25 protein-coding genes and 2 pseudogenes are annotated in these 25,658 nt (G+C 69.1%); 16 read left to right on the top strand and 11 right to left on the bottom strand.

Going from position 1 to position 25,658, the window contains the following annotated elements; all coding sequences use genetic code 11:
- Nucleotides 1-9: 9 nt before the first annotated feature.
- From ACIBVP_RS37790 to ACIBVP_RS37800, 3 genes are all read right to left on the bottom strand, one after another.
- Nucleotides 10-573, bottom strand: coding sequence for a DUF305 domain-containing protein (locus tag ACIBVP_RS37790; RefSeq protein WP_396111287.1), 564 nt, complete (start codon nt 571-573; stop codon nt 10-12).
- Between the two features lie 90 nt (nt 574-663).
- Nucleotides 664-1,185: a carboxymuconolactone decarboxylase family protein gene (locus tag ACIBVP_RS37795; protein ID WP_396111288.1), complete on the bottom strand. Its 522-nt coding sequence runs from the start codon at nt 1,183-1,185 to the stop codon at nt 664-666.
- 12 nt (nt 1,186-1,197) lie between these two features.
- On the bottom strand, nt 1,198-2,610 hold the full coding sequence (locus ACIBVP_RS37800) for an MFS transporter (protein WP_396111289.1): 1,413 nt from the start codon (nt 2,608-2,610) through the stop codon (nt 1,198-1,200).
- Nucleotides 2,611-2,634: 24 nt separating this feature from the next.
- On the opposite strand from ACIBVP_RS37800, the pseudogene ACIBVP_RS37805 reads away from it, so the two are divergent.
- The 7 genes and pseudogenes from ACIBVP_RS37805 to ACIBVP_RS37835 all read left to right on the top strand — a co-directional run.
- A pseudogene (locus tag ACIBVP_RS37805) lies at nt 2,635-3,075 on the top strand (hypothetical protein); the annotation flags it as partial.
- Nucleotides 3,076-3,098: 23 nt separating this feature from the next.
- On the top strand, nt 3,099-5,357 hold the full coding sequence (locus ACIBVP_RS37810) for a heavy metal translocating P-type ATPase (protein ID WP_396111290.1): 2,259 nt from the start codon (nt 3,099-3,101) through the stop codon (nt 5,355-5,357).
- Between the two features lie 153 nt (nt 5,358-5,510).
- Entirely contained in the window at nt 5,511-6,530 is a 1,020-nt protein-coding gene (locus ACIBVP_RS37815) for a C40 family peptidase (protein ID WP_396111291.1), read from the top strand.
- Between the two features lie 99 nt (nt 6,531-6,629).
- Nucleotides 6,630-8,048: an MFS transporter gene (locus ACIBVP_RS37820; RefSeq protein ID WP_396111292.1), complete on the top strand. Its 1,419-nt coding sequence runs from the start codon at nt 6,630-6,632 to the stop codon at nt 8,046-8,048.
- Nucleotide 8,049: 1 nt separating this feature from the next.
- Nucleotides 8,050-8,487 (top strand): hypothetical protein, encoded by a 438-nt coding sequence (locus tag ACIBVP_RS37825; RefSeq protein ID WP_396111293.1) that lies wholly within the window; start codon nt 8,050-8,052, stop codon nt 8,485-8,487.
- Nucleotides 8,488-8,506: 19 nt separating this feature from the next.
- Nucleotides 8,507-9,100: a TetR/AcrR family transcriptional regulator gene (locus tag ACIBVP_RS37830; protein WP_396111349.1), complete on the top strand. Its 594-nt coding sequence runs from the start codon at nt 8,507-8,509 to the stop codon at nt 9,098-9,100.
- Nucleotides 9,097-10,272, top strand: a complete 1,176-nt coding sequence (locus tag ACIBVP_RS37835; RefSeq protein ID WP_396111294.1) for an FAD-dependent monooxygenase — start codon at nt 9,097-9,099, stop codon at nt 10,270-10,272. Before ACIBVP_RS37830 ends, ACIBVP_RS37835 begins: the two co-directional genes overlap by 4 nt.
- 18 nt (nt 10,273-10,290) lie before the next feature.
- On the opposite strand, the gene ACIBVP_RS37840 is transcribed toward ACIBVP_RS37835, so the two are convergent.
- Nucleotides 10,291-11,898 carry a bifunctional metallophosphatase/5'-nucleotidase gene (locus tag ACIBVP_RS37840; protein ID WP_396111295.1) on the bottom strand — a complete coding sequence of 536 codons (1,608 nt, stop codon included), beginning with the start codon at nt 11,896-11,898 and terminating at the stop codon, nt 10,291-10,293.
- A 232-nt stretch (nt 11,899-12,130) separates the two neighbouring features.
- Nucleotides 12,131-14,996, bottom strand: a pseudogene (locus ACIBVP_RS37845) (heavy metal translocating P-type ATPase).
- Between ACIBVP_RS37845 and ACIBVP_RS37850 the strand changes: the two are divergent.
- The 7 genes from ACIBVP_RS37850 to ACIBVP_RS37880 are packed head-to-tail and all read left to right on the top strand — an operon-like array spanning nt 14,995 to nt 19,183.
- Nucleotides 14,995-15,087 carry a hypothetical protein gene (locus ACIBVP_RS37850; RefSeq protein ID WP_396111350.1) on the top strand — a complete coding sequence of 31 codons (93 nt, stop codon included), beginning with the start codon at nt 14,995-14,997 and terminating at the stop codon, nt 15,085-15,087. The pseudogene ACIBVP_RS37845 and the gene ACIBVP_RS37850 sit on opposite strands and share 2 nt — an antisense overlap.
- Nucleotides 15,088-15,106: 19 nt before the next feature.
- Nucleotides 15,107-15,763, top strand: coding sequence for a methyltransferase family protein (locus ACIBVP_RS37855; protein ID WP_396111296.1), 657 nt, complete (start codon nt 15,107-15,109; stop codon nt 15,761-15,763).
- Nucleotides 15,760-16,209 (top strand): hypothetical protein, encoded by a 450-nt coding sequence (locus tag ACIBVP_RS37860; RefSeq protein WP_396111297.1) that lies wholly within the window; start codon nt 15,760-15,762, stop codon nt 16,207-16,209. The genes ACIBVP_RS37855 and ACIBVP_RS37860 overlap by 4 nt, the downstream gene beginning before the upstream one ends.
- Complete coding sequence (locus ACIBVP_RS37865; RefSeq protein WP_396111298.1) at nt 16,206-16,640, top strand: hypothetical protein; 435 nt, start codon at nt 16,206-16,208, stop codon at nt 16,638-16,640. Before ACIBVP_RS37860 ends, ACIBVP_RS37865 begins: the two co-directional genes overlap by 4 nt.
- Nucleotides 16,637-16,969 (top strand): metal-sensitive transcriptional regulator, encoded by a 333-nt coding sequence (locus ACIBVP_RS37870; protein WP_396111299.1) that lies wholly within the window; start codon nt 16,637-16,639, stop codon nt 16,967-16,969. The genes ACIBVP_RS37865 and ACIBVP_RS37870 overlap by 4 nt, the downstream gene beginning before the upstream one ends.
- Before the next feature lie 13 nt (nt 16,970-16,982).
- The gene (locus ACIBVP_RS37875; protein WP_396111300.1) at nt 16,983-17,675 is read left to right on the top strand and encodes an ABC transporter ATP-binding protein; all 693 of its coding nucleotides are present in this window, start codon (nt 16,983-16,985) and stop codon (nt 17,673-17,675) included.
- Nucleotides 17,672-19,183: an ABC transporter permease gene (locus tag ACIBVP_RS37880; protein ID WP_396111301.1), complete on the top strand. Its 1,512-nt coding sequence runs from the start codon at nt 17,672-17,674 to the stop codon at nt 19,181-19,183. Before ACIBVP_RS37875 ends, ACIBVP_RS37880 begins: the two co-directional genes overlap by 4 nt.
- A 551-nt stretch (nt 19,184-19,734) precedes the next feature.
- Here ACIBVP_RS37880 and ACIBVP_RS37885 read toward each other — a convergent pair.
- Nucleotides 19,735-20,388, bottom strand: coding sequence for a TetR/AcrR family transcriptional regulator (locus tag ACIBVP_RS37885; protein WP_396111302.1), 654 nt, complete (start codon nt 20,386-20,388; stop codon nt 19,735-19,737).
- A gap of 416 nt (nt 20,389-20,804) precedes the next feature.
- Between ACIBVP_RS37885 and ACIBVP_RS37890 the strand changes: the two genes are divergently transcribed.
- Nucleotides 20,805-21,539, top strand: a complete 735-nt coding sequence (locus tag ACIBVP_RS37890; RefSeq protein ID WP_396111303.1) for an alpha/beta fold hydrolase — start codon at nt 20,805-20,807, stop codon at nt 21,537-21,539.
- Nucleotides 21,540-21,832: 293 nt separating this feature from the next.
- On the opposite strand, the gene ACIBVP_RS37895 is transcribed toward ACIBVP_RS37890, so the two are convergent.
- The 5 genes from ACIBVP_RS37895 to ACIBVP_RS37915 form a co-directional block, all read right to left on the bottom strand.
- Entirely contained in the window at nt 21,833-22,717 is an 885-nt protein-coding gene (locus ACIBVP_RS37895) for a hypothetical protein (RefSeq protein ID WP_396111304.1), read from the bottom strand.
- Between the two features lie 282 nt (nt 22,718-22,999).
- Nucleotides 23,000-23,221, bottom strand: a complete 222-nt coding sequence (locus ACIBVP_RS37900) for a hypothetical protein (RefSeq protein WP_396111305.1) — start codon at nt 23,219-23,221, stop codon at nt 23,000-23,002.
- A gap of 88 nt (nt 23,222-23,309) precedes the next feature.
- The gene (locus ACIBVP_RS37905) at nt 23,310-23,564 is read right to left on the bottom strand and encodes a hypothetical protein (RefSeq protein ID WP_396111306.1); all 255 of its coding nucleotides are present in this window, start codon (nt 23,562-23,564) and stop codon (nt 23,310-23,312) included.
- A gap of 328 nt (nt 23,565-23,892) precedes the next feature.
- Nucleotides 23,893-24,420 carry a hypothetical protein gene (locus ACIBVP_RS37910; protein ID WP_396111307.1) on the bottom strand — a complete coding sequence of 176 codons (528 nt, stop codon included), beginning with the start codon at nt 24,418-24,420 and terminating at the stop codon, nt 23,893-23,895.
- A gap of 61 nt (nt 24,421-24,481) precedes the next feature.
- Entirely contained in the window at nt 24,482-25,384 is a 903-nt protein-coding gene (locus tag ACIBVP_RS37915; RefSeq protein ID WP_396111308.1) for a helix-turn-helix domain-containing protein, read from the bottom strand.
- On the opposite strand from ACIBVP_RS37915, the gene ACIBVP_RS37920 reads away from it, so the two are divergent.
- Complete coding sequence (locus ACIBVP_RS37920; protein WP_396111351.1) at nt 25,347-25,556, top strand: hypothetical protein; 210 nt, start codon at nt 25,347-25,349, stop codon at nt 25,554-25,556. The two genes, ACIBVP_RS37915 and ACIBVP_RS37920, sit on opposite strands and share 38 nt — an antisense overlap.
- Nucleotides 25,557-25,658: the final 102 nt, after the last annotated feature.

Below are 25,658 nucleotides of genomic sequence, written 5' to 3' on the forward strand. Positions count from 1 at the left end.
CGGTTGTGGTCACGCCCGGCGGGCGGTCGCGAGGGGTGACAGGGCCTGGACGGCCTCGTCGAGACTGGCCTCGATGTCGTCTGCCAAATCGCGGACGACCACGAGGGACGCGCTGTCCACTGTGGCCTGCGCGATGTCGATCCCGTCCTCCGCGAGTCCGATCACCAGTCGCGCGAACGCGACGTCGAACCGCGGTCCGGTGAACGTGCGTAACCGTGCTGCCTCGTCGGCCATGTCGAAGGCGGTGTCACCGAGCCGCTCCGGATCGCCCCACAGGCTCAGCCAGCCACGCATCCGGCCGAGCCGCTCGAAGAGCTGTGCTTCGAAGTCGGCGGCGAACCGGAGGACCACCGGGTTCCGGGTTTGTGAAGTCGCGAGGCGGGTGAGACGGGCGAGTTCCTCGTGATGCGCCACCATGTCCCGCGCGAACCGGATGTCGGCCGCGTGGGGTTTGCGGCGCACGAACGAGGACGCCTTGGCGTACCCCAGGCCGAGACTCGCGCCGATCGCCAGGAGTAGGACCGCGAACAGGATCCACACGACGACCTGGCCAGAGCTGAGGCCCGCCATCATGCGGACCTCGCGAGTACAGTCATACTATGCACGATAGTAGATGTCGCCGACCGCTCACATCAGAGCGGTCGGCGACATCGTTGGTGGTTCTCAGTCCTCCTCGGGTTTGATGCCCGCGACGAGGTTGAACGACCCGGTGAGCAGGTTGAGTGAGACGAGACCGACGACATCGGCGATCGTGCGGTCGGTCCAGCCGTGGGCGCGGAGTTCCGCGACGTCGTCGGTGGTGATCGACGCGGGTTCGGCGAGGACACGCACGGCGAAGGTGAGCAGGGCCGCCTCGCGGGGATCGGCGGCGGTGGCCTCGCGTGCCAGTGCGATGTCGGTGTCGCTCAGCCCCGCGGCCCGCGCGGCGGCGGTGTGTGCCGCCATGCAGGTGCCGCAGCCGATCCAGCCCTGGGCGGCGATCGAGATCTGCTCGCTGAGCCGCCGGGGGAGCTTGACCCGCTTCAGTGCGCGGGAGAAGTCGAGGTAACCCTGCAGGAGTGCGGGGGAGTGAGCCATGGTCGCGACCATGTCCCCTGCCGAACCGTGCCTGCCGATGATCCCCTCGAGCAGTTCCCGCGACCTCTCCGGCGCTTCTTCCGGGGTGAGCGGTCCGATGGCGCGCATCGTTCCTCCTGCTCACGCGGCCGCGGCTGCGGTCTCGCGGGCCCGTCGGCTCCGCAGCGTGGCGCCTGCCAGCAGTGCTCCGGCCACGGCGATGACCGCGGCGCCGACGAACGCCGAGGACAGGCCCTCGGTCAGCAGTGCGGTGTCGGTGGTCTGACCGGCGCCGAGCGCGCTGGTCACGGCGGTCATCGCGGCGAGGCCGAGTGCGGAGCCGATCTGGTAGCTGGTGTTGACGATGCCCGAGGCGAGGCCGCCTTCCTCCGGACGTGCGCTGGAGATCGCGGTGCCCAGTGACGGGATGAACGCGAGCGCCATGCCGGCGGCGGTGACGAGCGAGGCGGGGAGCACGTCGATCCAGAACGTGCCGGCCGGGCGGACGAACGACAGCCAGCCCAGGCCGACGGCGAGCACCGCCAGCCCGGCGACGACCATGGCCTTGGCGCCGAAGCGTGCGGTGAGCCTCGGCGCCACCACGATCATGATGAGCATGATGACCGTGGTCATCGGCAGCAGCGCCGAGCCGCTCGCGAACGCGCCGAGGCCGAGCACCTGCTGCAGGTAGAGGTTGAGGAAGAACCACATCGGGATCCACGCCGCGCCGAGCAGCAGCTGCGCGAGGTTGGCCGCGGCGAGGTCCGGGGTGCGGAAGATGCCGAGCCGCACCAGCGGGGTCCGGCGCCGGGCCTGCAGGGCGACGAACGCCACCAGCAGCACCACCGCGACGATCAGGCCGACAACCGTGGTCGTCGAGCCCCAGCCCGCCTCGGGTGCCCGCACGATCGCGTAGACCGCGGCGGCGAGCCCGCCGGTGACGGTGACGGCGCCCGCGATGTCCGTCCCACCGCGCTGCGCCGGGCTGCTCGGCATGAGGGCTGGGATGGCGGCGAGGACGATCAGTGCGATCGGGATGTTGATGTAGAAGACCCAGGGCCAGCTGACGTACTCGGTGATCACGCCGCCGAGGAACACCCCGGCCGTGCCGCCCGCGGGTGCGGCGGCGCCGTAGAGGGCCAGTGCCCTGGTCAGTTCTTTCGGTGTGCCACCGAACAGCATCATCAACAGGGTCAGTGCCGAGGGTGCGATCAGCGCGGCGCCGACGCCCTGCAGCGCCCGCCCGGTCAGCTCGACCCAGACCGTGCCCGCGGCACCCGCGACGACCGAGCCCGCCAGCAGCACCACCCATCCGGACGCGAAGACGCGCTTGGCGCCCAGCAGGTCGGACAGTCTGCCGCCCAGCAACAACAGTCCGCCGAAGGCGATGACGTAGGCGTTGAAGACCCAGGACAGGTTCTCCTGGGAGAAGCCGAGCTCGGCCTGGATGCGCGGTAGCGCGACGCCGATGATCGAGGTGTCCATGATGACCATGAACTGAGCGGTCGCGATCAGCGCGAGCGCCCACCACCGCCGGGACTCTCTCGTTTCCATGACTACTCCATACCGGTGAAGGACTACGCCACGTCGCGGGTGTCCTCGGTGGACGGTTACGAGGTGAAGCTGGACGGCGATCTCGTGCCGGGCAGGACCGCGGAACTGACGCTGACCGTCAGCAAGGACGGCAGGCCCGTCACCGACTTGCAGCCGTATCTCGGCGCGTATGGGCACCTGGTGGCGTTGCGTGTCGGCGACCTCGCTTACCTGCACGTCCACCCGGACGGCGAACCCGGTGACGGCAAGACCAAGCCTGGGCCCACGGTGACGTTCTTCGCGGAGGTTCCGTCCGCGGGTGCGTACCGGCTGTTCCTTGACTTCCAGCATGGGAACTCGGTCCGCACCGCGGAGTTCACTCTTGCCACTGATGGGCACACGCCAGCGCCACCGGCACAGCCTGCACCCGAACCAGCACCCGCTGAAAGCGGTGGCCACGCCGATGACGGTCACGGCCACAACTGATCTCGCGAAGGAGGAGATTCGTCATGACTGCTGAAGTGAATCAGCGGACCCGCGAGATCGAACTGGCCATCGGTGGCATGACCTGCGCGTCGTGCGCGAACCGGATCGAGCGCAAGCTCAACAAGCTCGAGGGCGTGACCGCAACCGTCAACTACGCGACCGAGAAGGCGAAGGTCGCCTTCCCCGACGACGTCGACCCGAGCACGCTCGTCGCGCAGGTCGAGGCCGCGGGCTACAGCGCCGCGCTGCCCCAGCCGCCACGCCAACAGAACCGGCAGGACGACCAGGACGAGCCCGAGGAGGACCCGACCCGCCCGCTGCGGCAACGGCTGATCGGCTCGGTCGTGCTGTCGGTGCCGGTCATCGCGCTCGCGATGATCCCGGCCATCCAGTTCACGAACTGGCAGTGGATCTCGCTGACGCTCGCCGCGCCGGTGATCGCCTGGGCGGCGTGGCCGTTCCACAAGGCGGCGTGGCAGAACCTGCGGCACGGCGCCGCCACCATGGACACGCTCATCTCCATGGGCACCCTGGCCGCGTTCGCGTGGACGCTGTACGCGCTGCAGTGGGGCACGGCAGGGATTCCCGGGATGAAGCACCCGTTCGAGTTCACCATCGAGCGGATGGCAGGCGACGGCAACATCTACCTGGAGGTCGCGGCCGGGGTGACCACGTTCATCCTCGCCGGCCGGTACTTCGAGGCACGTGCGAAGCGCCGCGCGGGTTCCGCGTTGCGGGCGCTGCTTTCCTTGGGCGCCAAGGATGTCGCGGTGCTGCGTAACGGCAAGGAGGAACGCGTCCCGGTCGACTCGCTGACGGTCGGTGACCGGTTCGTCGTCCGCCCGGGCGAGAAGATCGCCACGGACGGTGTCATCGAGGACGGTTCGTCAGCGGTGGACGCGAGCATGCTGACCGGTGAGTCGGTGCCGGTCGAGGTCGGGCCGGGCGACACCGTGGTCGGCGCGACGGTCAACGCCGGCGGCAGGCTCGTCGTGCGTGCCACGAAGGTCGGCGCGGACACCCAGCTCGCGCAGATGGCGAAGCTGGTCGAGGACGCGCAGACCGGCAAGGCCCAGGTCCAGCGGCTCGCCGACCGGATCTCGGGCGTGTTCGTCCCGATCGTGATCGCTCTCGCGTTCGGCACGCTGGCGTTCTGGCTCGGTGCGGGCGGGACCCCCGCCGCCGCGTTCACCGCCGCCGTCGCGGTCCTGATCATCGCCTGCCCGTGCGCGCTCGGGCTGGCCACGCCGACGGCGCTGCTGGTCGGCACGGGCCGGGGTGCGCAGCTGGGCATCCTGATCAAGGGCCCGGAGGTGCTGGAGTCCACCCGGCGCGTCGACACGGTCGTGCTGGACAAGACCGGCACGGTCACGAGCGGCCGGATGTCGCTGGTCGACGTGCACGTGGCGGACGGCGTCGACGACGTCGAGGTGCTGCGGCTGGCGGGTGCGCTGGAGAAGGCGTCGGAGCACCCGATCGCCGCGGCCATCGCCCGCGCCGCGCAGGACAAGGTCGGCGACCTGCCCGAGGTCGAGGGCTTCACCAACGCGGAGGGCCTCGGTGTCCAGGGCGTCGTCGACGGTCACGCGGTCGTCGTCGGCCGCACCGCGCTGCTCGAAGACTGGGCGGTGCACCTCACCCCCTCGCTGGCCGAGGCTAAGGCCGAGGCGGAACGGCAGGGCAGGACCGCCGTGGCCGTCGGCTGGGACGGGCAGGCCCGTGCTGTGCTGGTCGTGGCGGACACCGTCAAGCCCACCTCGGCGGACGCGATCGCGGGACTGCGGAAGCTCGGGCTGACGCCCGTGCTGCTGACCGGTGACAACGAGGCCGCCGCCCGTTCGGTCGCCGCCGAGGTGGGCATCGACGAGGTGATCGCCGAGGTCCTGCCGCAGGACAAGGTGGCCGTGGTCAAGCGGCTGCAGTCGGAGGGCAAGGTCGTCGCGATGGTCGGTGACGGGGTCAACGACGCCGCCGCACTGGCCCAGGCCGACCTCGGCCTGGCCATGGGGACCGGCACCGACGTCGCGATCGAGGCGAGCGACCTGACCCTGGTCCGCGGTGACCTGCGGGCCGCGGTCGACGCCATCCGGTTGTCGCGCCGCACCCTCGCCACGATCAAGGGCAACCTGTTCTGGGCGTTCGGCTACAACGTCGCGGCACTCCCGCTGGCGGCGGCGGGCCTGCTCAACCCGATGATCGCCGGTGCCGCCATGGCCTTCAGCTCGGTCTTTGTCGTCGGCAACAGCCTGCGGCTACGCGGCTTCCGCAGCACGATCGACTGACCCACTCGCTGTGACCCCAGCCGGAGCGTCGGCTGGGGTCACAGCGAGTCTGTCCGTTGGTGCAGACGTTGGTGCCTGGTCGGCGGGAATCGAGCCGTCTGACCGATTCATGCCGGATGATGGCGCGAGACGTCCCTTGCGGAAGGAGCCGTGGTGCGCGGACTGCCTGCTTCGCTGGCCGGCGTTGCGGTCGGCATCCTGCTGGCCACGACGTTGGCCGCGCCGTCGCCGGCCTCGGCGCAGCCGACCACGGTGGCCGGGCTGCTCGCGCACTACTACGACCTGAGCATCGAGGCCGAGCGGGTCAACGAGGAACTCCTGATCGTCCAGGAGGAGTTGGACGTCCAGCAGCAGGCAGCGGACGCGGCGACGAAGACCGCGAACGACGCCAGGGCAGCAGCCGACCGGGCCCGTGACGAGGCGAATGCGGCCCAGGACATCGACAGGGTCGCCGCCGCGCTGTCCGCGCGCAAGGACCTCGACGCGCTCACTGCGTTCGCTACGAGCACCAGCCCGGACGACCTGCTCGGCAAGCTCGAGGCCTCGACCCTGGCCGCGCACCTCTCGGGTGGTTCTCGCCAGGGGGATGCTGCGCTGGAGCAGGCCGAGGCCGCTGCCAAACGTGCCGATGCCGCGGAGGCTGCGGCCAAGTCGGCGCATGCCGCGGTGGCGGCAGGCGTGGCCGAGGTGCGGCAGCGCAGGTCCGAGTTGGACGCGCAGATCCGCGAGGTGCGTGCCGCGCTCGACAACCTCACGCCGGAGCAGCGGGCGTTGCTGGAAAGCGCTGATGACTACGGCGATGACGTGGCCCTGCCCGCAGGGAACGCCGGTGCGATGCTGGAGTTCGCCCTGGCCCAGATAGGCAAGCCGTACCTGTGGGGTGCTGTCGGACCGGACTCCTATGACTGCTCCGGGCTCGTGCAGACCGCGTTCCGTGCAGCCGGGGTGAGCATGCCGAGGGTGTCGCGCCAGCAGGCGACGGTGGGCATCCAGGTGGCGCGCTCCGACGTGCGTGCCGGTGACCTGATCTTCTACTACCAGCCGGTGTCCCACGTGGCGATCGCCATCGACAACACGCGGGTGGTCCACGCCCCGACCTTCGGTCAGAACGTCAAGGTCGGCGCCATCGACAACATCGGCCCGATCACAATCATCCGCCGCATCGTCGGCTGAGCCTCCGGCGGAAGCCGCATCCAATCAGGCCTTGCTTGACACCGGATACCCCCTAGGCGTATTAACTTGGACAACAGTGTCCAAGTTAAGGGGAAGATTATGGGTCACGGACATGCCTCGGTCGGCGCGCCACCGCACCCGCGCAGGTGGACCGCGCTCGTCCTGCTGTGCCTCGCGCAGCTGATGCTGATCGTGGACATCACGGTCGTGCAGGTGGCGCTGCCCAGCATCGGCGCCGAGCTGGGGCTCGGCCGGGAGGCGCTGACCTGGGTGGTGACCGCGTACACGCTGGTGTTCGGCGGGCTGATGGTGTTCGGCGGCAGGCTCGCCGACGCGGTCGGCGCCCGTCGGGTGCTGCTGGCCGGGCTGGCGCTGTTCACAGCCGCGTCCCTGGTGTGCGGGCTCGCGACGAGTGGTGCCCTGCTCATCGCGGGCCGGGCGGTGCAGGGGGTCGGCGCGGCGCTGATGTCCCCGGCCGCGCTGTCGATCATCACCACCGCGTTCCACGGCACCGAGCGCAACCGCGCGCTGGGGATCTGGGCGGCGATCGGCGGCACCGGCGCCGCGCTCGGCGTGCTCGTCTCCGGCGTGCTGACCTCGGGACCGGGCTGGGAATGGGTGTTCTTCGTCAACGTGCCCATCGGCATCCTGGTTGCGGCCACCGTGCCGGGTGTTATCCGGGCCGACCGGGCGCGGGAGCAGCGGCAGCGGCTCGATGTGCCCGGCGCACTCGTGGTCACCGTGGCCACCGGCCTGCTGATCTACGGCCTGGTCAACGCCGGTGACGGCGGCTGGGGCGCGGTGGGCACGCTTGTGCCGCTCGTGGCGGCGGTGGCCGGGTATGTCGTGTTCGTGCTGGTCGAGTCCCGGGTCGCGGCGCCGCTGATGCGGCCGGAGACGATGGCGCGGCGGCCGGTGGTGTCCGGCACGTTCCTCATGCTGGTGGCCACTGGGCTGCTGCTCGGACTGTTCTTCCTGACGTCGCTGTACTTCCAGCACGTGCGCGGGTTCAGCGCGCTGAAGACCGGGCTGATCTTCCTGCCGGTCGCGATCGCCATCACCATCGGAGCGCAGCTGGCCGCCCACCTGATCAGCAGGATCGGCGGCCGCCCGATCGCGGTCGCGAGCTTCCTGCTCACCGCGGCCGGCGCGGTCCTGCTGAGCGGGATCTCGCCAGACGGCGACGTCTACACCGAGGTGCTGCCGGGCTTCCTGCTGGCCGCGCTCGGCATCGGGCCCGCGTTCGTCACCGCGACCACCACGACCCTGGCGAATGTCCCGCACGGCGAGGCAGGCGTGGCATCCGGTGTCGTCAACACCTTCCACGAACTCGGCGGTAGCATCGGCGTCGCCATGGTGTCCACAGTGGCCGCCGCCAGCATCGCGTCCACATCGGACGTCGACGGTTTCGCAGACGCCTACCTGGCGTGCGGGATCGCCGCTGCGGCTGCCGCGCTCGTCGCCGTCGCACTCGTGCCAGGCGGCCGCCCCCGTGCCGTCACCGGCCACGGACACTGACGTGCGCAGACTCCTCGAACCGGCGTTCGCGGCGGCCGCCGCCCTGACCGCCGCCCGGGCCGTCCGCAGAGTGGCCGCCGACTACTGGGACAACGAGACGCTCACGCCCAGAACGGTGGCGGTGACCTTCAGCGCCCTCCTGGCGAATGCCGGTACCTACGCGCTGGCCGTCCGTCGCCGGACCTGGCCTCTGCCACTTCGGGCTCGTCCGGCCATGGTCGGCGGGGTCGCAGTGGCGGGTGCACTGGTCTCCCGGGCCGGGCGCAACCGAAACCCGCGGTACCTCACCCTCGTCGCTGCCCTCGCCGGTATTGGGGTTGCCACCCGGTCCGGGCTCGCCTGCACGGTCGCCGCGGCGGCATGGGCGGTCGCGCAGCAGCCCCTCCCCGCCGACGAGCGTCACCTCGCGAGAATGTTCGGTGACCAGCACTCGCCATGAGGAGGCCACCTTGTCCAATGTGGAACACCGGCGCCGCGCCGACGCCGAACGCAACATTGCGACCATCATCGACGTGGCGAGCGATCTGTTCGGCCGCGGCCAGTCGCCTTCGATGGCCGAGGTCGCGGCAGCCGCGGGCGTGCGCCGGGCCACCCTGTACGGGCACTTCCCGTCCCGCGAGGAGCTGATCGACGCCGTCATCACCCACGCGATCACGCAGACGGACGAGGCACTGACCGCTCTCGCGCTCGACCGCGACCCGGCCGACGTCGCACTCGAGCGCCTCGTCCGCACGTCCTGGCCCATCCTCGACCGCTTCCGCCGCCTGCGCACCGCCGCGCTGGCAGAACTCGGCCCCGAACGTCTACGCCGCCACCACGACCGAACCCTGTACCACGTCGACCAGCTGATCCGCCGTGGCCAGGACGACGGCCAGTTCCGCACCGACCTACCGCTCGGCTGGCTCGTCACCACGTTCTACGCGGTCCTGCACGCCGCAGCCGACGAAGCCGACGCAGGCCGCATCAGCCCATCGGATGCCCCAGACCTACTCGCCACGACCGTGCTCTCGCTGGTGACCCAGCAGCGCGGCGACCCACCGGAGGACACATGAGGAAGGCAATCGTCATCGGCGCCGGAATCGGGGGCATGACCGCGGCCAACGCCCTGCAGCGCACGGGCTGGCAGGTCAAGGTCTACGAACAGGCACCGGAGATCGGACCCGTCGGCGCCGGGGTGGGGATCGCCCCCAACGCCGTGAAAGCACTGGACCGTCTCGGCCTGGGTGAAGGCCTTCGCGAACACGGCCGCCGCCAGGACGCCCTGGAGATCCGAACCCGATCAGGCCGACGCCTCACCCGTCTACCGGGTACCGACATCGAAGATCGCTACGACGCACCGTTCTACGCACTTCACCGAGCCGAACTGCACCACGTTCTCGCACGACGACTCAACCCGGACACCCTCCACACCGGCCACCGCGCCACGACGATCACCACGGACGCCGACACCGCCACCGTAACCTTCCAGACCACGGCAGGCACCGTCTCCGAGACCGCGGACCTGGTCGTCGCGGCCGACGGCGTCAACAGCCACCTCCGCGCCACACTGTTCCCCGACTATCCCGGCCCGACCTACGCCGGATACACGGTTTGGCGCGGCCTCGTGCCCAACTCCCGTTCCGTACCAGCGATCCTCACCGAGACCTGGGGCAAAGGCGCCCGATTCGGCATCGCCACACTGGGCGGCGGACAGACCTACTGGTTCGCCTGCGAGAACATGACCGAACACGCCAAACCAGAACACGGGCTCGACATGCTCGCGCAACGTTTCCAACACTGGCACGAGCCGATTCCCGAGCTGATCGCCGCAACCCCAGAGGACACGCTGCTGCGCCATGACGTCTACTACCTCCACGCGCGACTACCCAGCTTCGTCCGCGGCCGCGTCGCACTGCTGGGCGACGCCGCCCACGCCGTGACACCGGACATCGGGCAGGGCGCCTGCCTGGCCATCGAGGACGCCGTCGTACTCGCGTCCGCCGTGGACGATAGCGGCGTCGACGAAGGCTTGCGTGTCTACGACGCGGCCCGCCGCCCGCGCACGGAAAGGATGGCTCGCTTCTCCGGACGGCTCGCGAACCTCCTACAGACGTCCAATCGCGCCACGATTGCCATCCGCGACACGATCTCCCTCGCCGTGCCGGCATCCCTGCTCACCCGCGCTGCTGGCGCGGCCTTCGCGTGGACACCGCGTGACCACGTCGGCGCGAGCCAGCAGACGTAGGTCCGTGCCACCTTCGGCCTACGCGTCGAGTCGGTTCACGTCGTCGATACGTCCGTCCACCGTGGGCGAGATCGTGCCGCTGCTTTGGATGTACGCCAGGAGGTCGCTGGCCATCAGGTCGCGCGTGGTGCCTTGGCCGTCGGCGAGTTCGGTGTATCCGTCGCCGCCCGCGTTGGTGAAGTCGTTCGTGACCGCGGTGTAGGTGGTCGCGTCCTTGCCGATGGGTGTTCCGTCGCCGAGGGTCACCGACAGCACGCGGGACCCGGCGGGTCGTGACGAGTCGTAGGTGAAGCCGAAGCCGGAGATCTGCAGGAACCCGCCGAAGGCGTTCGGTGCCGAGGAGACGCTGCGTTCGAGGACCGCCCACAGCTGGGTGCCGGTGACGGTGCGGGTCAGCGACTGGTTGCCGAACGGCAGCACGGAGAAGACGTCGCCGGTTACCACGTCGTAGGGCGGGCCTGCCGCGTAGCCGGGGCTGGGTCGTCGCAGGGTCGTGTCGCGCGGGAGGTAGGAGGGGGAGGGGAGCGGGGAGCGCAGCCCGCCGCCGTTGGTGAACGCGATCTGGGTGCCGTACCTGGTGCGCAGTGCGTCGGCGACCAGGTCGCCGAGCGGCACCTCGCGGATCCGTTCGATGTTGCTGCCGCGTTCGAACAGTCCGGTGGCGACCCCGATCACCCCGTCGAGTTGGGTGGCGAGTTCGTCGCGGTAGGGCTGGAGCAGCGCCGCGACGGCTGGGTCGGGGGTGACCGCGCTGGTGACCGGGGTGACGAACTCCGAGGTCGCGTCGACCACGTGGCCGCCCCGGCGGGGGTCGTAGGTCAGGGTGGTGCGGGCGTAGGTCGCTCCCTTGCTGAGGTTTTCCAGCACGAGGGCGCCGTTGATCGTGTTCTTGTACAGAACGTTGGTGTGGTCCCCGAGGATCAGGTCGAAGCCGCGGACCGCTTCGGCGAAGGTGGTCAGCGGGCCGGCCGGGTTGCCGTCGGCGTCGGTGCCTTCGATCCCGAGGTGACCGATGGCGATGAAGACCTTGGCGCCGTGCCGGGCGGCGTCCGCCCGCGCACGCATCGCGGCGGCCGCGGGATCGGTGATCTCGATGGTGCCGAGGTGGCCTGGCGCGACCAGCGTCGGTGCTTCCGGGTTCGTCACGCCGATGACGGCGACCCGGACCCCGTCGACCTTCTTGATCACGTAGGGGCTCACGCCGTGCAGGTTGTCCCGCAGGTTGGTGAGGTTCGCCGAGACGTAGTCGAATTCGGCGAGGTCGATCTGGTCCTGGAGGTGGGCGAGGCCGCGGTCGAAGTTGTGGTTGCCGAACGTGTCGGCGGTGAACCCGGCGTAGTTCATGAACCGGATGGTGGGCTCGTCATCGAAGAACGAGGACAGCGGCGGACTCGCGCCGACCGCGTCACCGGCCGTGAGCAGCAGCGTGTTCGGGTTCGCCTGCCGGTCGGCCTGCCAGTACGCGCTCAGGGCGGCCGCCCCGCCCACGCTCACCCCGGAGACGTTGAGCGGGTCGAGCTGCCCGTGGAAGTCCGACACGTTGAGAATCTGGAGCTCGACCAGTCCGCGGTCGTCGGACTGCCCCGCGGTGGCCGAGCCCGGTGCCACGGACAGCGCCGTGAGCACGAAGCTGACGGAGATTGCGACAAAACGCCGAATTGTGGACATCCGCATGACCTTCTCCAACGAACCAGCCGTGCCGTCGAACCCTAGGCGCCGAAACCCGGCCGCGACAGGGGTCGGGCCCGCTTCGTGACCTGTGTGGACGAACGGTCAGCGGCTTCTCACTTTTGGTAGCCGAGTTCGGCGGGCCGCGCCGTCACTGTTACGACCTACTACCCCAGGTAGGAGCGAAGGCTCAGCGTCCATGCGATCTCGTACGAGTGGTGACCGGTCCTTGTTCTCTCTCATGATGATGTTGCTCGCCGGTGTGGGCCCGCGGCTTTACATCGATGACGTCGCTCGTGGGGAGTGTCGCGGGTCGGTGACGGCGGAGGCGGTTGGCGTTGCCGACGACGGACAGCGAGCTCATTGCCATGGCCGCAGCGGCGAGGATGGGGGACAGGCGGAGGCCGAGGAGTGGGTAGAGGGCGCCTGCGGCGATGGGGACGCCGATGGCGTTGTAGATCAGCGCGAAGAACAGGTTCTGGCGGATGTTGCGCATGGTGGCGCGGGAGAGCCGGATCGCGGTGGCCACGCCGGTGAGTGAGCCGGAGATGAGGGTGATGTCGGCGGCTTCGATGGCGACGTCGGTGCCGGTGCCGATCGCGAGGCCGATGTCGGCCTGGGCGAGGGCGGGCGCGTCGTTGATGCCGTCGCCGACCATGCCGACGCGCCTGCCTTCGGCTTGCAGCCGACACACCTCGTCGGCTTTGTGTTCGGGGAGCACGTCGGCGAGCACGCGGCGGATGCCGACCTGACGGGCGATGGCGGCGGCGGTGCGTGCGTTGTCGCCGGTGATCATGACGACGTCGAGGCCGAGCCGGTGCAGCGCGGCGATCGTGGCCAGGGAGTCGTCTTTGATGGTGTCGGCGACCGCGAGCACACCCGCGGGCCTGCCGTCCACCGCGGCCAGGATGGGCGTCTTGCCCTGGGCGGACAGTTCCGCGGCGGTCAGGTCGAGTCCGCTCGTGTCGATGCCGGCATCGGCGAGTAGTCGGCGCGTGCCGACGAGCACGGCGTGGCCGTCGACAGTGGCCCGCACACCTCCGCCGGTGATCGAGCCGAATCCGGTGGCCGCAGCCACTACCAGGTCGCGGGAGCGTGCTCCTGCGACGACCGCCGTGGCCAGTGGGTGCTCACTGTCGGCTTCCGCCGCGGCCACGAGGGCGAGCAGCTCGTCCTCGGTGATCGTGCCGATCGTGCGGATGTCGGTGAGGGCGGGTTTGCCCGCGGTGATGGTCCCGGTCTTGTCGAGCACGATGGTCGAGCTTGTGCGCGGTTTCCAGCGCTTCGGCGGAACGGATGAGGATGCCTGCCTGAGCGCCCTTGCCGGTGCCGACCATGATGGACAGCGGGGTGGCGAGCCCGAGAGCGCACGGGCAGGCGATGATCAGGACCGCGACGGCCGAGACCAGGGCGAGGGTGAGCGCCGGGGGCGGGCCCGCGATGTACCAGACGGCGACGGCGATGGCGATGACCGCGGGCACGAAGTAGGTGGAGGTGGCGTCGGCCAGCCGCTGGATGGGGGCTTTCGAAGCTTGCGCCTGCTGGACCATGCGGATGATCTGGGCCAGCATCGTGTCGGCGCCGACCTTGGCCGCCTGGACGTGCAGGGAGCCGATGGTGTTGATGGTGGCGCCGATGACGGTGTCCCCGGAGTGCTTGGTGACCGGGATGGGTTCGCCGGTGACCATCGACTCGTCCACGGCGGATGATCCGGTGAGGACGGTGGCGTCGACGGGGATCTTCTCGCCGGGGCGGATGACGATCTCGTCACCGACGACGACCTCGTCGACCGGGATCTCGGATTCCGCACCGTCGCGGATGACCCGCGCCGTGCGGGCTCGCAGACCGAGCAGGGCACGGATGGCCTCACCGGTCCCGGCCTTGGCACGGGCTTCGAGGAGCCGGCCGAGCAGGATCAGGGTGAGGATGACGCCGACGGCTTCGTAGTAGACCTCGCGGACATCTTCGGGGAGCAGCCCGGGCGCGAGCGTGACGAGCAGGCTGAAGCTGTACGCGGCGACAGTGCCCAGCGTGATGAGGCTGTTCATGTCCGCTGAGCGGTGGGCCAGCGTGAGCCAGCCGGTGCGGTGGATCGGCCAGCCGGTGTAGACCATGACCGGTGTGATCAAGGCGAGCTGAACCCAGTGGTTGAGCAGGACGCCGGGCACCCATTCAGCCCCGAACAGCTCGTGCGCCATCACCGCGAACAACACAGGCAGCGTCAGGATCCCGCCCACGACCACCCGTCGCGTCAGGTCGGCGATCTCCGCGTGCCGCTCCTGGGCTCGTGCGGCTTCCTCGTCCGCGGCGGAGCGAGCGGTGGAACTCGATGTCGTGCTCCCGTTTCGCGCTGCGGTGGTCTCCGGCGTGCCGTCCTGGCGTTCGTCGGCCGGATCGACCACGAGTGTGCCGTGGATCATGTTCATGCCGCAGGCGAACCCGAACCGGCCCGCACGTGCGGGGTCGACGCGCACGGTCGTGCGGGCGAAGGCGGGAAGCGCGGCGTTGACGCCGAGATCGGGGAACACCACGTGTGAGGTGCAGTCGCCGCTTTCCTCGCGGTCGAAGACCAGCTCCAGGGGTACGTTCTGACGGACCCAGATGACGTCGGGTCGGTAGCCGCCGCGCACCGTGATCTCGACGCGTTGCACCCCACCGATCAGCCGCGCTGTTCGTGCTCGGCGGGGGCCGAAGAAGTACCAGCCCAGCGCGGCGATGACCGCGGCCGCGGACACCAGCACCACTACGTCTGCGACGCTCATGACGGACTCCCTCCGGGACGTGCCGTGCTGCGTCTCATCCTCCGTGGAGGTACCGAGCGGGGGTAGGGTATATCTACTATGTGAGATAGGACTTTGTGCTCTATTTCCCGTTGTTCCGCCCGGTCGACGCTGGAAGCCGACTCGGAAGGAGAACGCCATGAAGCGACAACAACTGCCGATGTACGCCATCGCCTTGGCGATCCTTGTCGTCGGGCTCGCCTTCACCGGGGTACCGGTACAGACCATGCTCTTCGGACTCATCGTGCTGGCCTGCCCGCTGATGATGATCTTCATGATGGGCGGCCACGGTGGAGACACGGGCTCCGGCCGGCACGACGATCGACCTGGTGGGCACCAGCACGGTCCCACCACGGGCCGGCGGTAGCCGAGACAGCGGGGTCGTCATGGCTGACTCTGCATACGGGCTGTGGCCGCTGGTCATCCTGAACACCGCGTTGTTCGTGCTGTTCGCGGTGAGCTTCTTCCAGCCGCGCAGCAGGCGGGACTGGCGGGTGATGGGCGCGTTCACCGCGTTCCTGGTGGCGCTGTTCACCGAGATGTACGGCATCCCATTGACCGTCTACCTGCTCGGCTCGTGGCTGGGTGCCCGCTTCCCGCTGCTGCGCGACACCCACGCGGGCGGGCACCTGTGGAACGACCTGATCGGCTGGACCGGTGACCCGCACCTGTCCCCGTTCCACCTCACCAGCTACGTCGCCATCGGCGGCGGGTTCTGGCTGATCGCGGTCGCCTGGCGGCACCTGCACGAGGCCGCCCGTACAGAGCACCTGGCCACGACCGGCCCCTACGCGCGGGTCCGCCACCCGCAGTACGACGGTTTCCTGCTGGTGATGATCGGGTTCCTGCTGCAGTGGCCGACCATCCCCGCCCTGGTCATGTTCCCGGTCCTCCTCATCGTCTATGCGCGGTTGGCGCGGAATGAGGAACGGGAGGTCGCCGCCCGGTTCGGTGACCAGTGGACCGCTTACGCCGCCGTGACTCCGGCGTTCCTACCCCGGCTGCGGGGACGGGTGGACGAGCAGACGGGGAGGTCACGATGAGCACGAACGCACTTCGGGTCGGGGTGTTCGCCGCCGCGGTGCTCGGCCTGTTCTACGTCCTGGTCGTCGGGGGCTTCGGTGGCATCGCGCACCTCGGACAGCAGGCCGCGGACGACTGGCCGTGGCTGGTGCTGATCCTGGCCGGGTTCGGTACCCAGGTCGCGCTGTTCGTCGAGCTGCGCCGCCGCAAGCGATTGCACGACATCGCGATGAAGACCGCGACCGGCGGCGGAACCGGGGCCTCGGCGATCGGAATGGTGGCCTGCTGCGCCCACCACGTCGCCGATCTCGCGCCGATCATCGGCGTCTCCGGCGTGGCGGTGTTCCTCACCGACTACCGCGTCCCGATCATGCTCGTCGGCATCGCCGTCAACGCCCTCGGCATCGTCCTCGCGACCCGGCGGCTGCACCGCGCCCCGCTCCCGGCAGGAGGCGATCAGAGATGAAGGCCCTGACAACCTCGCGGCGGCGCACCATCGCCGTCTGCGCGGCCGTCGCACTGGTCGTGCTCGCCGGAATCACGTGGTGGATGGCGCGATCCGACGACACGGCCGCCTCCAGTCTACCGGTTCGCACGGTGCAGGCCGGCGCGGTCGAGGTCACCCTGACCCCACTGACGCTCGACACCTCGGGCGCGGCGTTCCGGGTCGAGTTGGACACCCATACCGTGCCGCTGGACCTGGACATAGCCGCGTCCGCCCAACTGCGCGTCGACCACATCAGCGCCGACGGGGCGCGGTGGGAGGGACAAGGGCCAGGCGGCCACCACCGCGAAGGCACACTCCGCTTCACCATCGCCGTGCCGGCGGGCGCGAACGTGGAGCTGCGGATCACCGGCCTGCCCGCCGACGTCATCGCCTCGTGGAGCGCGCCATGACCAGCGCACCCACCCCGCTGAAACCCGGCGCCGACGGCGAGCTGAGCCCGCTGCGCCGCCGGTTGCGGCGCGTTGCCGGCCAGGTCCTCGGCATCGAGCGGATGCTGGCCGAGGACCGGTCCTGTGAGGACGTGCTCATCCAGCTCGCTGCCGTGCAGGGCGCGCTGCGCGCGGTCGCCCAGCAGGTACTCGCCTGTCACCTCACCCGGTCGGTCGGTGCGGTGGGCACCGGCTCCCTGCCCGCCGCAGCGGCGGCCGAGGAAGCCGCATACCTGTCCGGGCTGCTCACCGGCAACCCCGGCCCGCGTCCGTCACCGACGAAGACCTGAAGGAGTGGACCCCATGGCCGCGGTCCGCCACACCGAATCCGCCACCCCGACGAGCGCCGAGGCTGTCGCCGCCGAGCCGGTCCTGCGGGCGTCCGGCATCGAGAAGAGCTACCGGCGCGGGATCTGGCCGGTTCAGCGCACCCGGCAAGTGCTGCGTGGCGCCGACCTGACACTGGAACGCGGTGAGGTGGTCGGCCTCGTGGGCGAGAACGGGTCGGGCAAGTCCACCCTGATGAAGGTCCTAGTCGGTGCGCTGCGCCCGGACGCGGGCACGGTGACCGTCACCGGGCGGCTTGGCTACTGCCCGCAGGAACCGGTCGTCTACGAGCGGCTGACCTGCGACGAGCACTTCGAGTTGTTCGGTCGCGCTTACCGCATGAGCACCGACGCCGAACGCGCATCCCGGCGGGCGCTGTACGCGGCGCTCGGGTTCGAGCGCTACGCGACCACTCGCGCCGATCAGCTGTCGGGTGGCACGCTCGCCAAGCTCAACCTCGGGCTCGCGCTGCTGGCCGACCCCGACGTGCTGTTGCTGGACGAGCCCTACGCCGGGTTCGACTGGGACACCTACCTGCGGTTCTGGGACCTCGTCGCGCAGCGGAGGGAAGCCGGCCACTCGGTGTTGATCATCAGCCACTTCGTCGCCGACGAGGAACGCTTCGACCGCCTCGTCCGGCTCCACCACGGCAAGGCGGTGCCGCGATGAACATCCCGACGTTCACGCGGCCGGTGCGCGACACCGCGCTGTTCGTGCACCCGTTTCTCGCCGACTACCGTCGCAACCCCGTCAACCTGCTAGTCCTGGTGCTGGTGCCCGTCGTGTTCGTCGTGGTCGCCGCAGGCCCGATGGCCGCCGCGGCGAAACTGCTCGGCGGCACCGGCTTGTCGGTGGAGACCGCCGCCGCGGGCTGGGCGGCCGGATTCCTGGCCGCCATCGCCATGTACTTCCAAACCCGTGCGGCCAGGGCGACAGACCGGCGCCTGGTGCTGGCGGGCCTGCCCACCACCAGCCTGGTCGGCGCCCGCCTGCTCACGGGCCTCGCACTGGCCGCTCTGGCGGCGGGGACGGCGTTGGTTGCCCTGGCCTTGCGCACCGGTATCGACAACCCAGGCCGTGTCGTGGCTGGGACGGTCATGTTTGCGGTGGTCTACCTGGCGATCGGCGCGCTCGTCGGTGTGATGGTGCCCAACTCGGTCAACGGTACCGTGCTGATCCTGTTCGTCTGGATCCTCGACGTGTTCTTCGGTCCGGCCCTCGGCTCTCCCGACCGCGTCGCAACCCGTGGAATGCCGACCCACTTCGTCACGCTGTGGATGGTCGACCTGCCCTCCCGCCACGGCGGCAGGATCGGTGACTTCGGCTGGGCACTCGCGTGGACGATCGGCGCGCTCGTCGTCGCCGCGCTCGTGTTCACCGCCACGACCCGTGTCGCCCGCCGCGCCCACCGCCGTGGCAAGCCGGGTTCCCCAGTCGAACAGGTCGTGACCGGGGTGCGTATGGGGCTGCGGGACTATCGCCGCAACCCGGTCCTATGGGCGTTGCTCATCGCAGTGCCAGTGGTGTTCATCTGGCTGTCCAAGGTCGTCACGCCCGGCGAGCACACCACGCTGTCGTTGATCGAGAACGGGAAACCGGTCACCCCGACGTTCTGGTTGCCCGAGGTGCACGCCGGAACCATGACACCGATCGCGATCGCCTCACTCGCCGTGCTCACCGGGCTGTTCATCGTGCTCGACGCCCGCACCGGCGACCAACGGCTGGCGTTGGCGGGCTTCCGCGTCGCCGCGCTCCTGAGCGCCCGCCTCGGGGTGATCGCCGCCGCTGTGCTGATGACCACCGCGGCCTCGCTGGTCGTGACCGCGGCGGTGTTCGACGCCCGCCGGTGGGCCCTGTTCGCGGTCGCGAACCTGCTGCTCGCCGCTGTCTACGCCCTGCTCGGTGTGTGTCTCGGCCCGGTGTTCGGCCGGGTCGGCGGTGTGCTGATCGCCTTCCTCGTCCCGTTCCTCGATCTCGGCATCGGCCAAAGCCCCATGCTGCGCACCGAACCCGCCACTTGGGCGTGGTTCCTGCCCGGTTACGGGCCGTACCGCGTGCTGCTCGACGGCGGCCTCACCGACCGCTTCGACACCCTCGTCCCGCTTCTGCTGGGCATCGACTGGCTACTCGCACTCGGCCTTATCGCGGCCCGGCTGTTCCGGAGGACCGCCTCATGAACCCCATCAACCGACGCACGTTCCTGGTCATTTGACCTGACGGCCCCGGTCAAGTGACCGGGGTTGGAACGTCGGTGCCGTGCAGCGCATCGTCGATGGTGAGGCAGGTGGTCACGAAGGTCAGCAGCATCTCGATCTGTGCTGGCTTATGTCGCTGCGGCGAACTGTCGTTAAGGGGAACCGGCGATATTGCACTGTTGTGTGGTGCCACGCTGAATACGTCGCCGGAAGGTGACGCTGGTGGTCACGTCTCCGATGCCTCACAGAGGCAGAGCGCGCAATGGGCTGAGGCCAGGCAGTTGATACACGCCATCGAGGCGGCACCCGCGCCGACGGGACCAGGCCCCGCGCCGAGGAGTGTGCGTCGGCCGCGGGGCGTGTCAGACGGAAGGGCCCACGGGGGTGACGCGGCGCCACCGGTGCTGACTTGCCGCAGCACCCAGGATTCTTGTCCGAGTATTCTGGAGTTACTTTGCGGACCGCGGGCGGTGTTGTTCTACGCGTTCATCGTGTTCTTGCTGGCTTCCGCGCTGCGGCTCGTGGCGCGTGCGTCACCTGTGGTGTGGCTGGCTGACCGCGCTCTGCCGGGACGCGAGCGCGGAAAGAACGGTGGCGTCGAGTATCCGGCCGGCGTCGTCCTGGGCGAGCCGTCCGACGTTGACGTCTTCGGCGGCGGCGTGCAGCAGGGTGTAAACGGTGGTGACCAGCCAGCCGAGCGGCAGGTCCGTACGAAACGCGCCCTCATCCTGTCCGCGGGTCAGCAGCTTCTCGACCCGCGTCATGGCGGGATCGTGGTGCTCGCGGAGCCGGGGCGGGCCTAGTTCACGCTGGGCGACCTCGAACAAGCGGCGATAGCGGTCCAGGACCTCCCAGGAAGAGCGCAGCAAACGGCGCAGCGCCTCGTCCGCTGGTCCCTCGTCCGGCTTGCACTCCTCGATGACCGCTCCGGCTTGCGCGATGGTGCGTTCGAGAACCGCGTCCAGCAGCACCTCGCGGGACGGGAAGTGCGCATACAGCGTGACTCTGCCGACCCCGGCCGCGCGGGCGACCTCGGTCATGCTGACCTGCGGCTGCCGGCTGAGGCAGGCCGTGGCCGCGTCCAGGATCGCGGCGATGTTGCGCTCGGCGTCCGCGCGGCGCCGGGGCGGCCCGTCCGGCTGCGTCCCGACGTCGCGCGGCTGGCGTCGCGAAGTCTTGCTGTTCACGATGCTCCAGCCTACGGCCGATCAGTGTGCGAACCACCGGACCGTCGCCGACCGCGTCCGCCCGCCGTCCACCCAGCAGCACCAACCCGCCGAAGCACATCGTGTAGGCGGTCACCACCCAGGTCAGCGCGGCCCGTCCGGGGTGAGCTGGTCGGCGATCACCGGCAGCGCCAGGTTCACCACAGGCACGTCCAGGATGATCATGAACTGCGCCAGGCACAGCAGCACCAGCACTGACCGGCGACGCGTGAACCGCGTGATGCCTGGCGGCGGTCTGACTCATCACAACTCCTTAAGTCGAACAGTGCCGTACGAGTTGAGGTACCCTTCGTGGTGCAGGGAAGTCGAACATGAATGTTCGGGTTAACAGGAGGGATATGGAGCTGCGGGTTGACCGGCGTGGGAGTGGGCCGCCGGTGGTGTTGTTGCACGGGATCGGGCACGACCGGCATGCCTGGGATCCGGTCGTCGGCCTCTTGGCGCCGCAACGCGAGCTTGTGCTGGTCGACCTACCCGGTCACGGCGATTCGCCACTGCCCGATACCGCCGTGCCGGGCGTTCGTGAGCTCACCGACGTTGTCGAACGGTTTCTCGTCGAGAGCGGTCTGGACCACCCGATCGTCGTGGGCAACTCCCTGGGTGGGGCGATTGCCCTGGAGCTGGCCCGGCGGGGGCGAGTTCGGGCGGTGCTGGCGCTGGCACCGATCGGGTTCTGGTCGCGTCCCGAGATCGGCTACGTGGTCGCGGTGCTCCGCGGCTCGCGCGCCCTGGCCCGCATGCTGCGGCCCGTGTTGCCTCGACTGCTTCGGATACCGGCGATGCGCGCCGCGGCGCTGGGTCTCTACTTCGCGAAACCGCTGCGGTTGAGCGCGGACGCGGCAGTGCGCACGGTGCGCGGGTTCGCCGACGCACCGGGTGTCCCGGCAATCCTTCCCCACAGCCGCCACTACCGGTTTCCGGACGACGCCGACGCCGACCTGGTGCCAATCACGATCGCCTGGGGTGCGAAGGACAGGCTGTTGATCGGCGGCCAGGCCGGGCGCGCCCGCACACGAGTGCCCGGAGCGCTGCACGTCCGGATTCCCGGCAGCGGCCACGTCCCGATGTCCGACAATCCGCACCGGATCGCCGACCTGATCTTGGATCTGTGAGCCTGCGGTTGCGATGACGCTGCTCGTCGTTGCGGGTGTTGCCGAGCTGACCGTCGCGGTGCTGTCTGAACGCTGGGCTCCGTCTCCTGCGCCCACCTCCCCTTCGAGGACGACACTGCCTATCCCATAGTCATCGAGAGCGGCCTGCTCCGCGGAACCGGGCTGAGTGTCGCGGCGTTCCACAATCGGTTTCCGCCCACGTGACCAACCAGCGTGCGTTAGAAATCCACTGTGGACCGACGCCTTCCGGCATTCGACCACGACTCAGCTTGGTGATGCGGGCTTACGTGGCGTCAGCAGCGGGGCCCGCTGGGGGCTGAGTCGATGATGGCTGCTTCGGCCTTGGAGGGGATGCTCTGGAGCTTGTGGATTGTGAGCGCTGTCAGGGTGGCTCTCTGTTCGTGAGTGCACGCTTCCCAACAAGCCAGGGCCTCTTGTGTCTGGAGGATCGCGCCCACTTCGCCGTCGATCTGGGCCCAGTGGAAGGCCGGCTGGAAATCGGCCTGCGGGTAGAAGGAGAAGTCGCCAGTGGTGTCGGCCACGGCTCGAGCTGCGGACCACTTACCGATGCCGTGAATCTCCTGTAGTGCCTTGAAAAGCTCGACGGGCTTCATCGAAGTCAGGTCAGGGAGGCGCCGGAGGTATCCCTGGGCGAGCAGGCGCGTGGCGTGTCCTTGGTACTTGAATCCGATCTGGGTGAACGCGTCGTCGTCGAGATCGATGACGGCGTCGGGTCGGGGTGGGAGCAGTGCGCTTCCGGCCGTGGTCGTGACTTCGGTGCCGTATCGCTTGCAGAAGGATCGGTATGCGCGTGCACCGTCGGCAACTCGACGGCGATGGCAGAAGAACTGAGGGAGCATCGCGTCCCAGAGGTCGGGGTTCCGAATCCGATGGACCCGTCCGAGGCCAGTGATGAGCAGTGGTTCGCGCAGTAGCAGGGGAAGTGTTCCGGGATCGTAGGTGTCGATGATGGGACACGCGTTTGCGGCAACGGTGCCGTGGCGGACGATTTCCACGTCCACTTCAGGTGGGTTGCGGTCGCTTTCGGCCGTGATCATCCAGATCGTGCCGCCGCGCTGGAACGCTCGTCGAGCACGGCCACCGGTTGTGACGAACCAGCCGGGGTGGTCCACCATCAGCTGCGTCGCTTCGCCGGTGGCCATCTCAAGAGTCGTCATCGCGGCACCTCCAGAGAGCCGGTCTGCGGTGATGGTGCTTGGAACCGCACAGGAACGGGTGTCTCCTCCCGGCTTGCGCCCAGGACGTCATGCAGTGCGGCTGCCGAGAGAACAGCTGCGGCTACGTTCTGCCACCTCGCTCGTACGCCGGAGTCTTGTTCTGCGAGTGGTTCGCGAGGGTCTCCCACTTCCTCGCGCCATGTGGCGTAAGCGGCGTCGGCGGCGGCAAGCAGCCGGGCATCGGTGGTGTTGGGCATGTTGGTCATTTCGCGTGCCACCTGGCTATTCGTCGTCCGTTCCGGCGGCGTCGATGCTCCGCAGCGTCTCTCCGCCCAACCTGACCATCGTGTCCAGGATGCTCTGATGCAGGATGAGTTCGAACGGGTCGTGGCCGTCGCTGAAGGCAATCCGAACGTGGTCGGTGCCTTCTGCGTCCATGGTCAGGGAACAGCCCTCGTCGACGATGACGTCCGACCTGACCAGCAAATTCCTTCCCAACATCAACTTTCACTCCTCGTCGTGATCATGCGGCCTTCCCGGTCCGCAGTTCGGGACATATGACGTACAGGACAAGTCACGTTCGGTTGCCGCTCTAGACATGGCCGCCGCCCATCAGGCGACGGCAACGATCGCCGAAGCTGAGCGCGTCGTACGCCAACCCGAACGCGAACGCCTCCGCGTCCCCTGGGTCGGCGACATCCAGCACGAGGGCGGCGCCCCCGTAGTCGATCAACAAGCGGGGAAAGCCGTTCGCCAGCTTGACCGACTGGGTGAAGCACTGCGACGTCAACGCAACGATCAGGCGGGCGTCATCGTTGATCGGTTCGGTCTTCGCGTGCCTGCTCATGCCGCGGATCGCCCCCGTTCGGCAACGGTGCGCGCCTTCGTCGAGTGCGTGCGTGCGTGGTGGGGCGGCCGGGCCACCGGAGACGGTGCGGGAGGCGGATGGGCCTCGACGGTGGCCCGACCAGTCTGGATGCAGACGACGGATTCGGGCACGTCGTCGTGCGGGAGATGCTTGTGAGGCGCCAGCTTGGATTGCGCCACGCACTGGTGATGGCGGTGCGGCGGGCGCACCTGGTCCCACGCGGTTCCGTCGCGGCGAGGCAACCCTGTCCGGTGCGGGTCACGCCGCCATTCGCGGCCTCGTTTCGGCAGCCTCTGGTGGTGGCCGATCATGACTCGACCTCCGATCGCACGGGTGGTTGAAGTACCGCCAAAGCCTCGGCGTCGCTCGCGGCAGATACTCGCCCCGCTGCTGCCCTGCGGCCTGCGGCTCGCGCGTGCACGCTCCTTGCCACCGACGCCACCCGGGTGGCCAACGCCATCTCGTCGTCGACCGACGATTCGTCGCGACCGGTGTCGAGCAACGTCAGCAGGTAGCGGCCGATGAGCGTGCTGACAACCATGACCTCTCGCATCAGCACGTCGTCGCTGGGAACGTTTCTCGGCGATGGTGTCCGGCTCATGTCGCCTCCCGACAAGCCGTGCGAATCGGAGAATCTTTGCTTCGGCCAGCCGCCAACGGTGCGTTTCGAGAAGGGCGAGCAACTGGACGGAAGCGCTGCATGCGCTGTGCCGCCGAGCTCTGCTCGGCACCGCTGCCGACGGCGCGGTGCATCCAGGGATTCAGTGACGACGCGGTAGGTGGCGCGCTCACAGCCTTCGTGTGCGCGGAGATAAGTCTTGTGCGCATCGGTCACTTCTCCCTTCAAAGTGCGCTGCCGCTCGTTCGGCGATTGCGGCTCCGGAGCCGGCTGCTTGCTATCCCGTAGGGCCCGAAGATCGCCCTGCGCCTCGACGTGGGTTCCGCCGGAGTCGCCCATGCTCGATGCATGCCAACTGATAGTTCTCGAGCATCCGGGTGATCAGGATGCGGCTGTCGTTTTGTGACAGGGCTACCTTGTCCAGGCGCTGCAAGGCGAGTGCATACGGCTTCACGTCATTGTCGTGGATGTAGAACGCGGCTGGCATCAGCTCGACGTGAACGACGGGGTTGGCGGATCGTAAACCCATCCAGAGCCAGGAGTGCAGGAGCAGAACCTGCGTCTGGTGTTCCGGGATGATCCGGACTCGCACGGCGCGGTCTTGGGCTGCGAGGAGGTGCGCGAGCTGGCCGCGGAGTGCGGCTGGGCCGCCGAAAGGGCTGCGCAGTGCGGCTTCGCCGATGAAGGCGGTGTAGTCGACCTTGCTGAGGATCTGCTGCCGTCGCCGCCGAGCCAGCCATCGGGTTTCGATGTCTGCTGCTGGGACGCCGTCGGCGCGCATCGCTCCGACGGCGGTTTCATAGGTCTGGAGCAGGCCAGGTACGAGCGTGGTGGAGACGTTGATCAGTTCGTGGGCGTCGTTCTCGTAGCTGGCGAGGGCGCCGGCCTCGGCTGGTATGCCCGGCAACGTGCGGTCCCACCAGCCTGTTGACGCGTCGGACTGAACTTCGGCCAGCACCTTTTCCCGATCCTTGGCTGGGATACCCCAGGCAGTGAGAAGGGTTGCGACCTCGTCCGTGGTCACGCAGCGCAGTCCCCGCTCGGTGCGGCTGAGTCGCGCCGGGGTCCATCCGGCCAGCTCTGCCCCTCTTTCCAGGGGTATCCCGGCCCGCTTGGTGCGGATCGCGCGTAGTTTCGCGCCGATGATTCTGTCGCGGGCCGTCGGTCCGCCTCTGCTCATCTGTCACCTCGTGCAGGCTGTACTGCTCTTTGTCGCGATCGGTGTGAATTGGCGTAAGGAGCGCGTCAGTTCGTTCTGCGAGCTCTCGGCGGTCGTCTCTGATCGGCTGGGTCCTCGCGGGCTTGCTCACGCCGCCCACCGCCGGGCGCCGATCGGCGCGGCCATCGACTGAACAGGCTCGTGCGGATTGGGCGGCCGGACCACCGGCGGCTGTGACGGAGGCGCAGGTGTCTCGACGGTGGTCCGGCCGGGCTGGGGCTGCTCGGCAGGGTTC

Origin of the sequence: Actinophytocola sp. NPDC049390, from assembly GCF_044466355.1 — a bacterium.
Classification (GTDB): domain Bacteria; phylum Actinomycetota; class Actinomycetes; order Mycobacteriales; family Pseudonocardiaceae; genus Actinophytocola.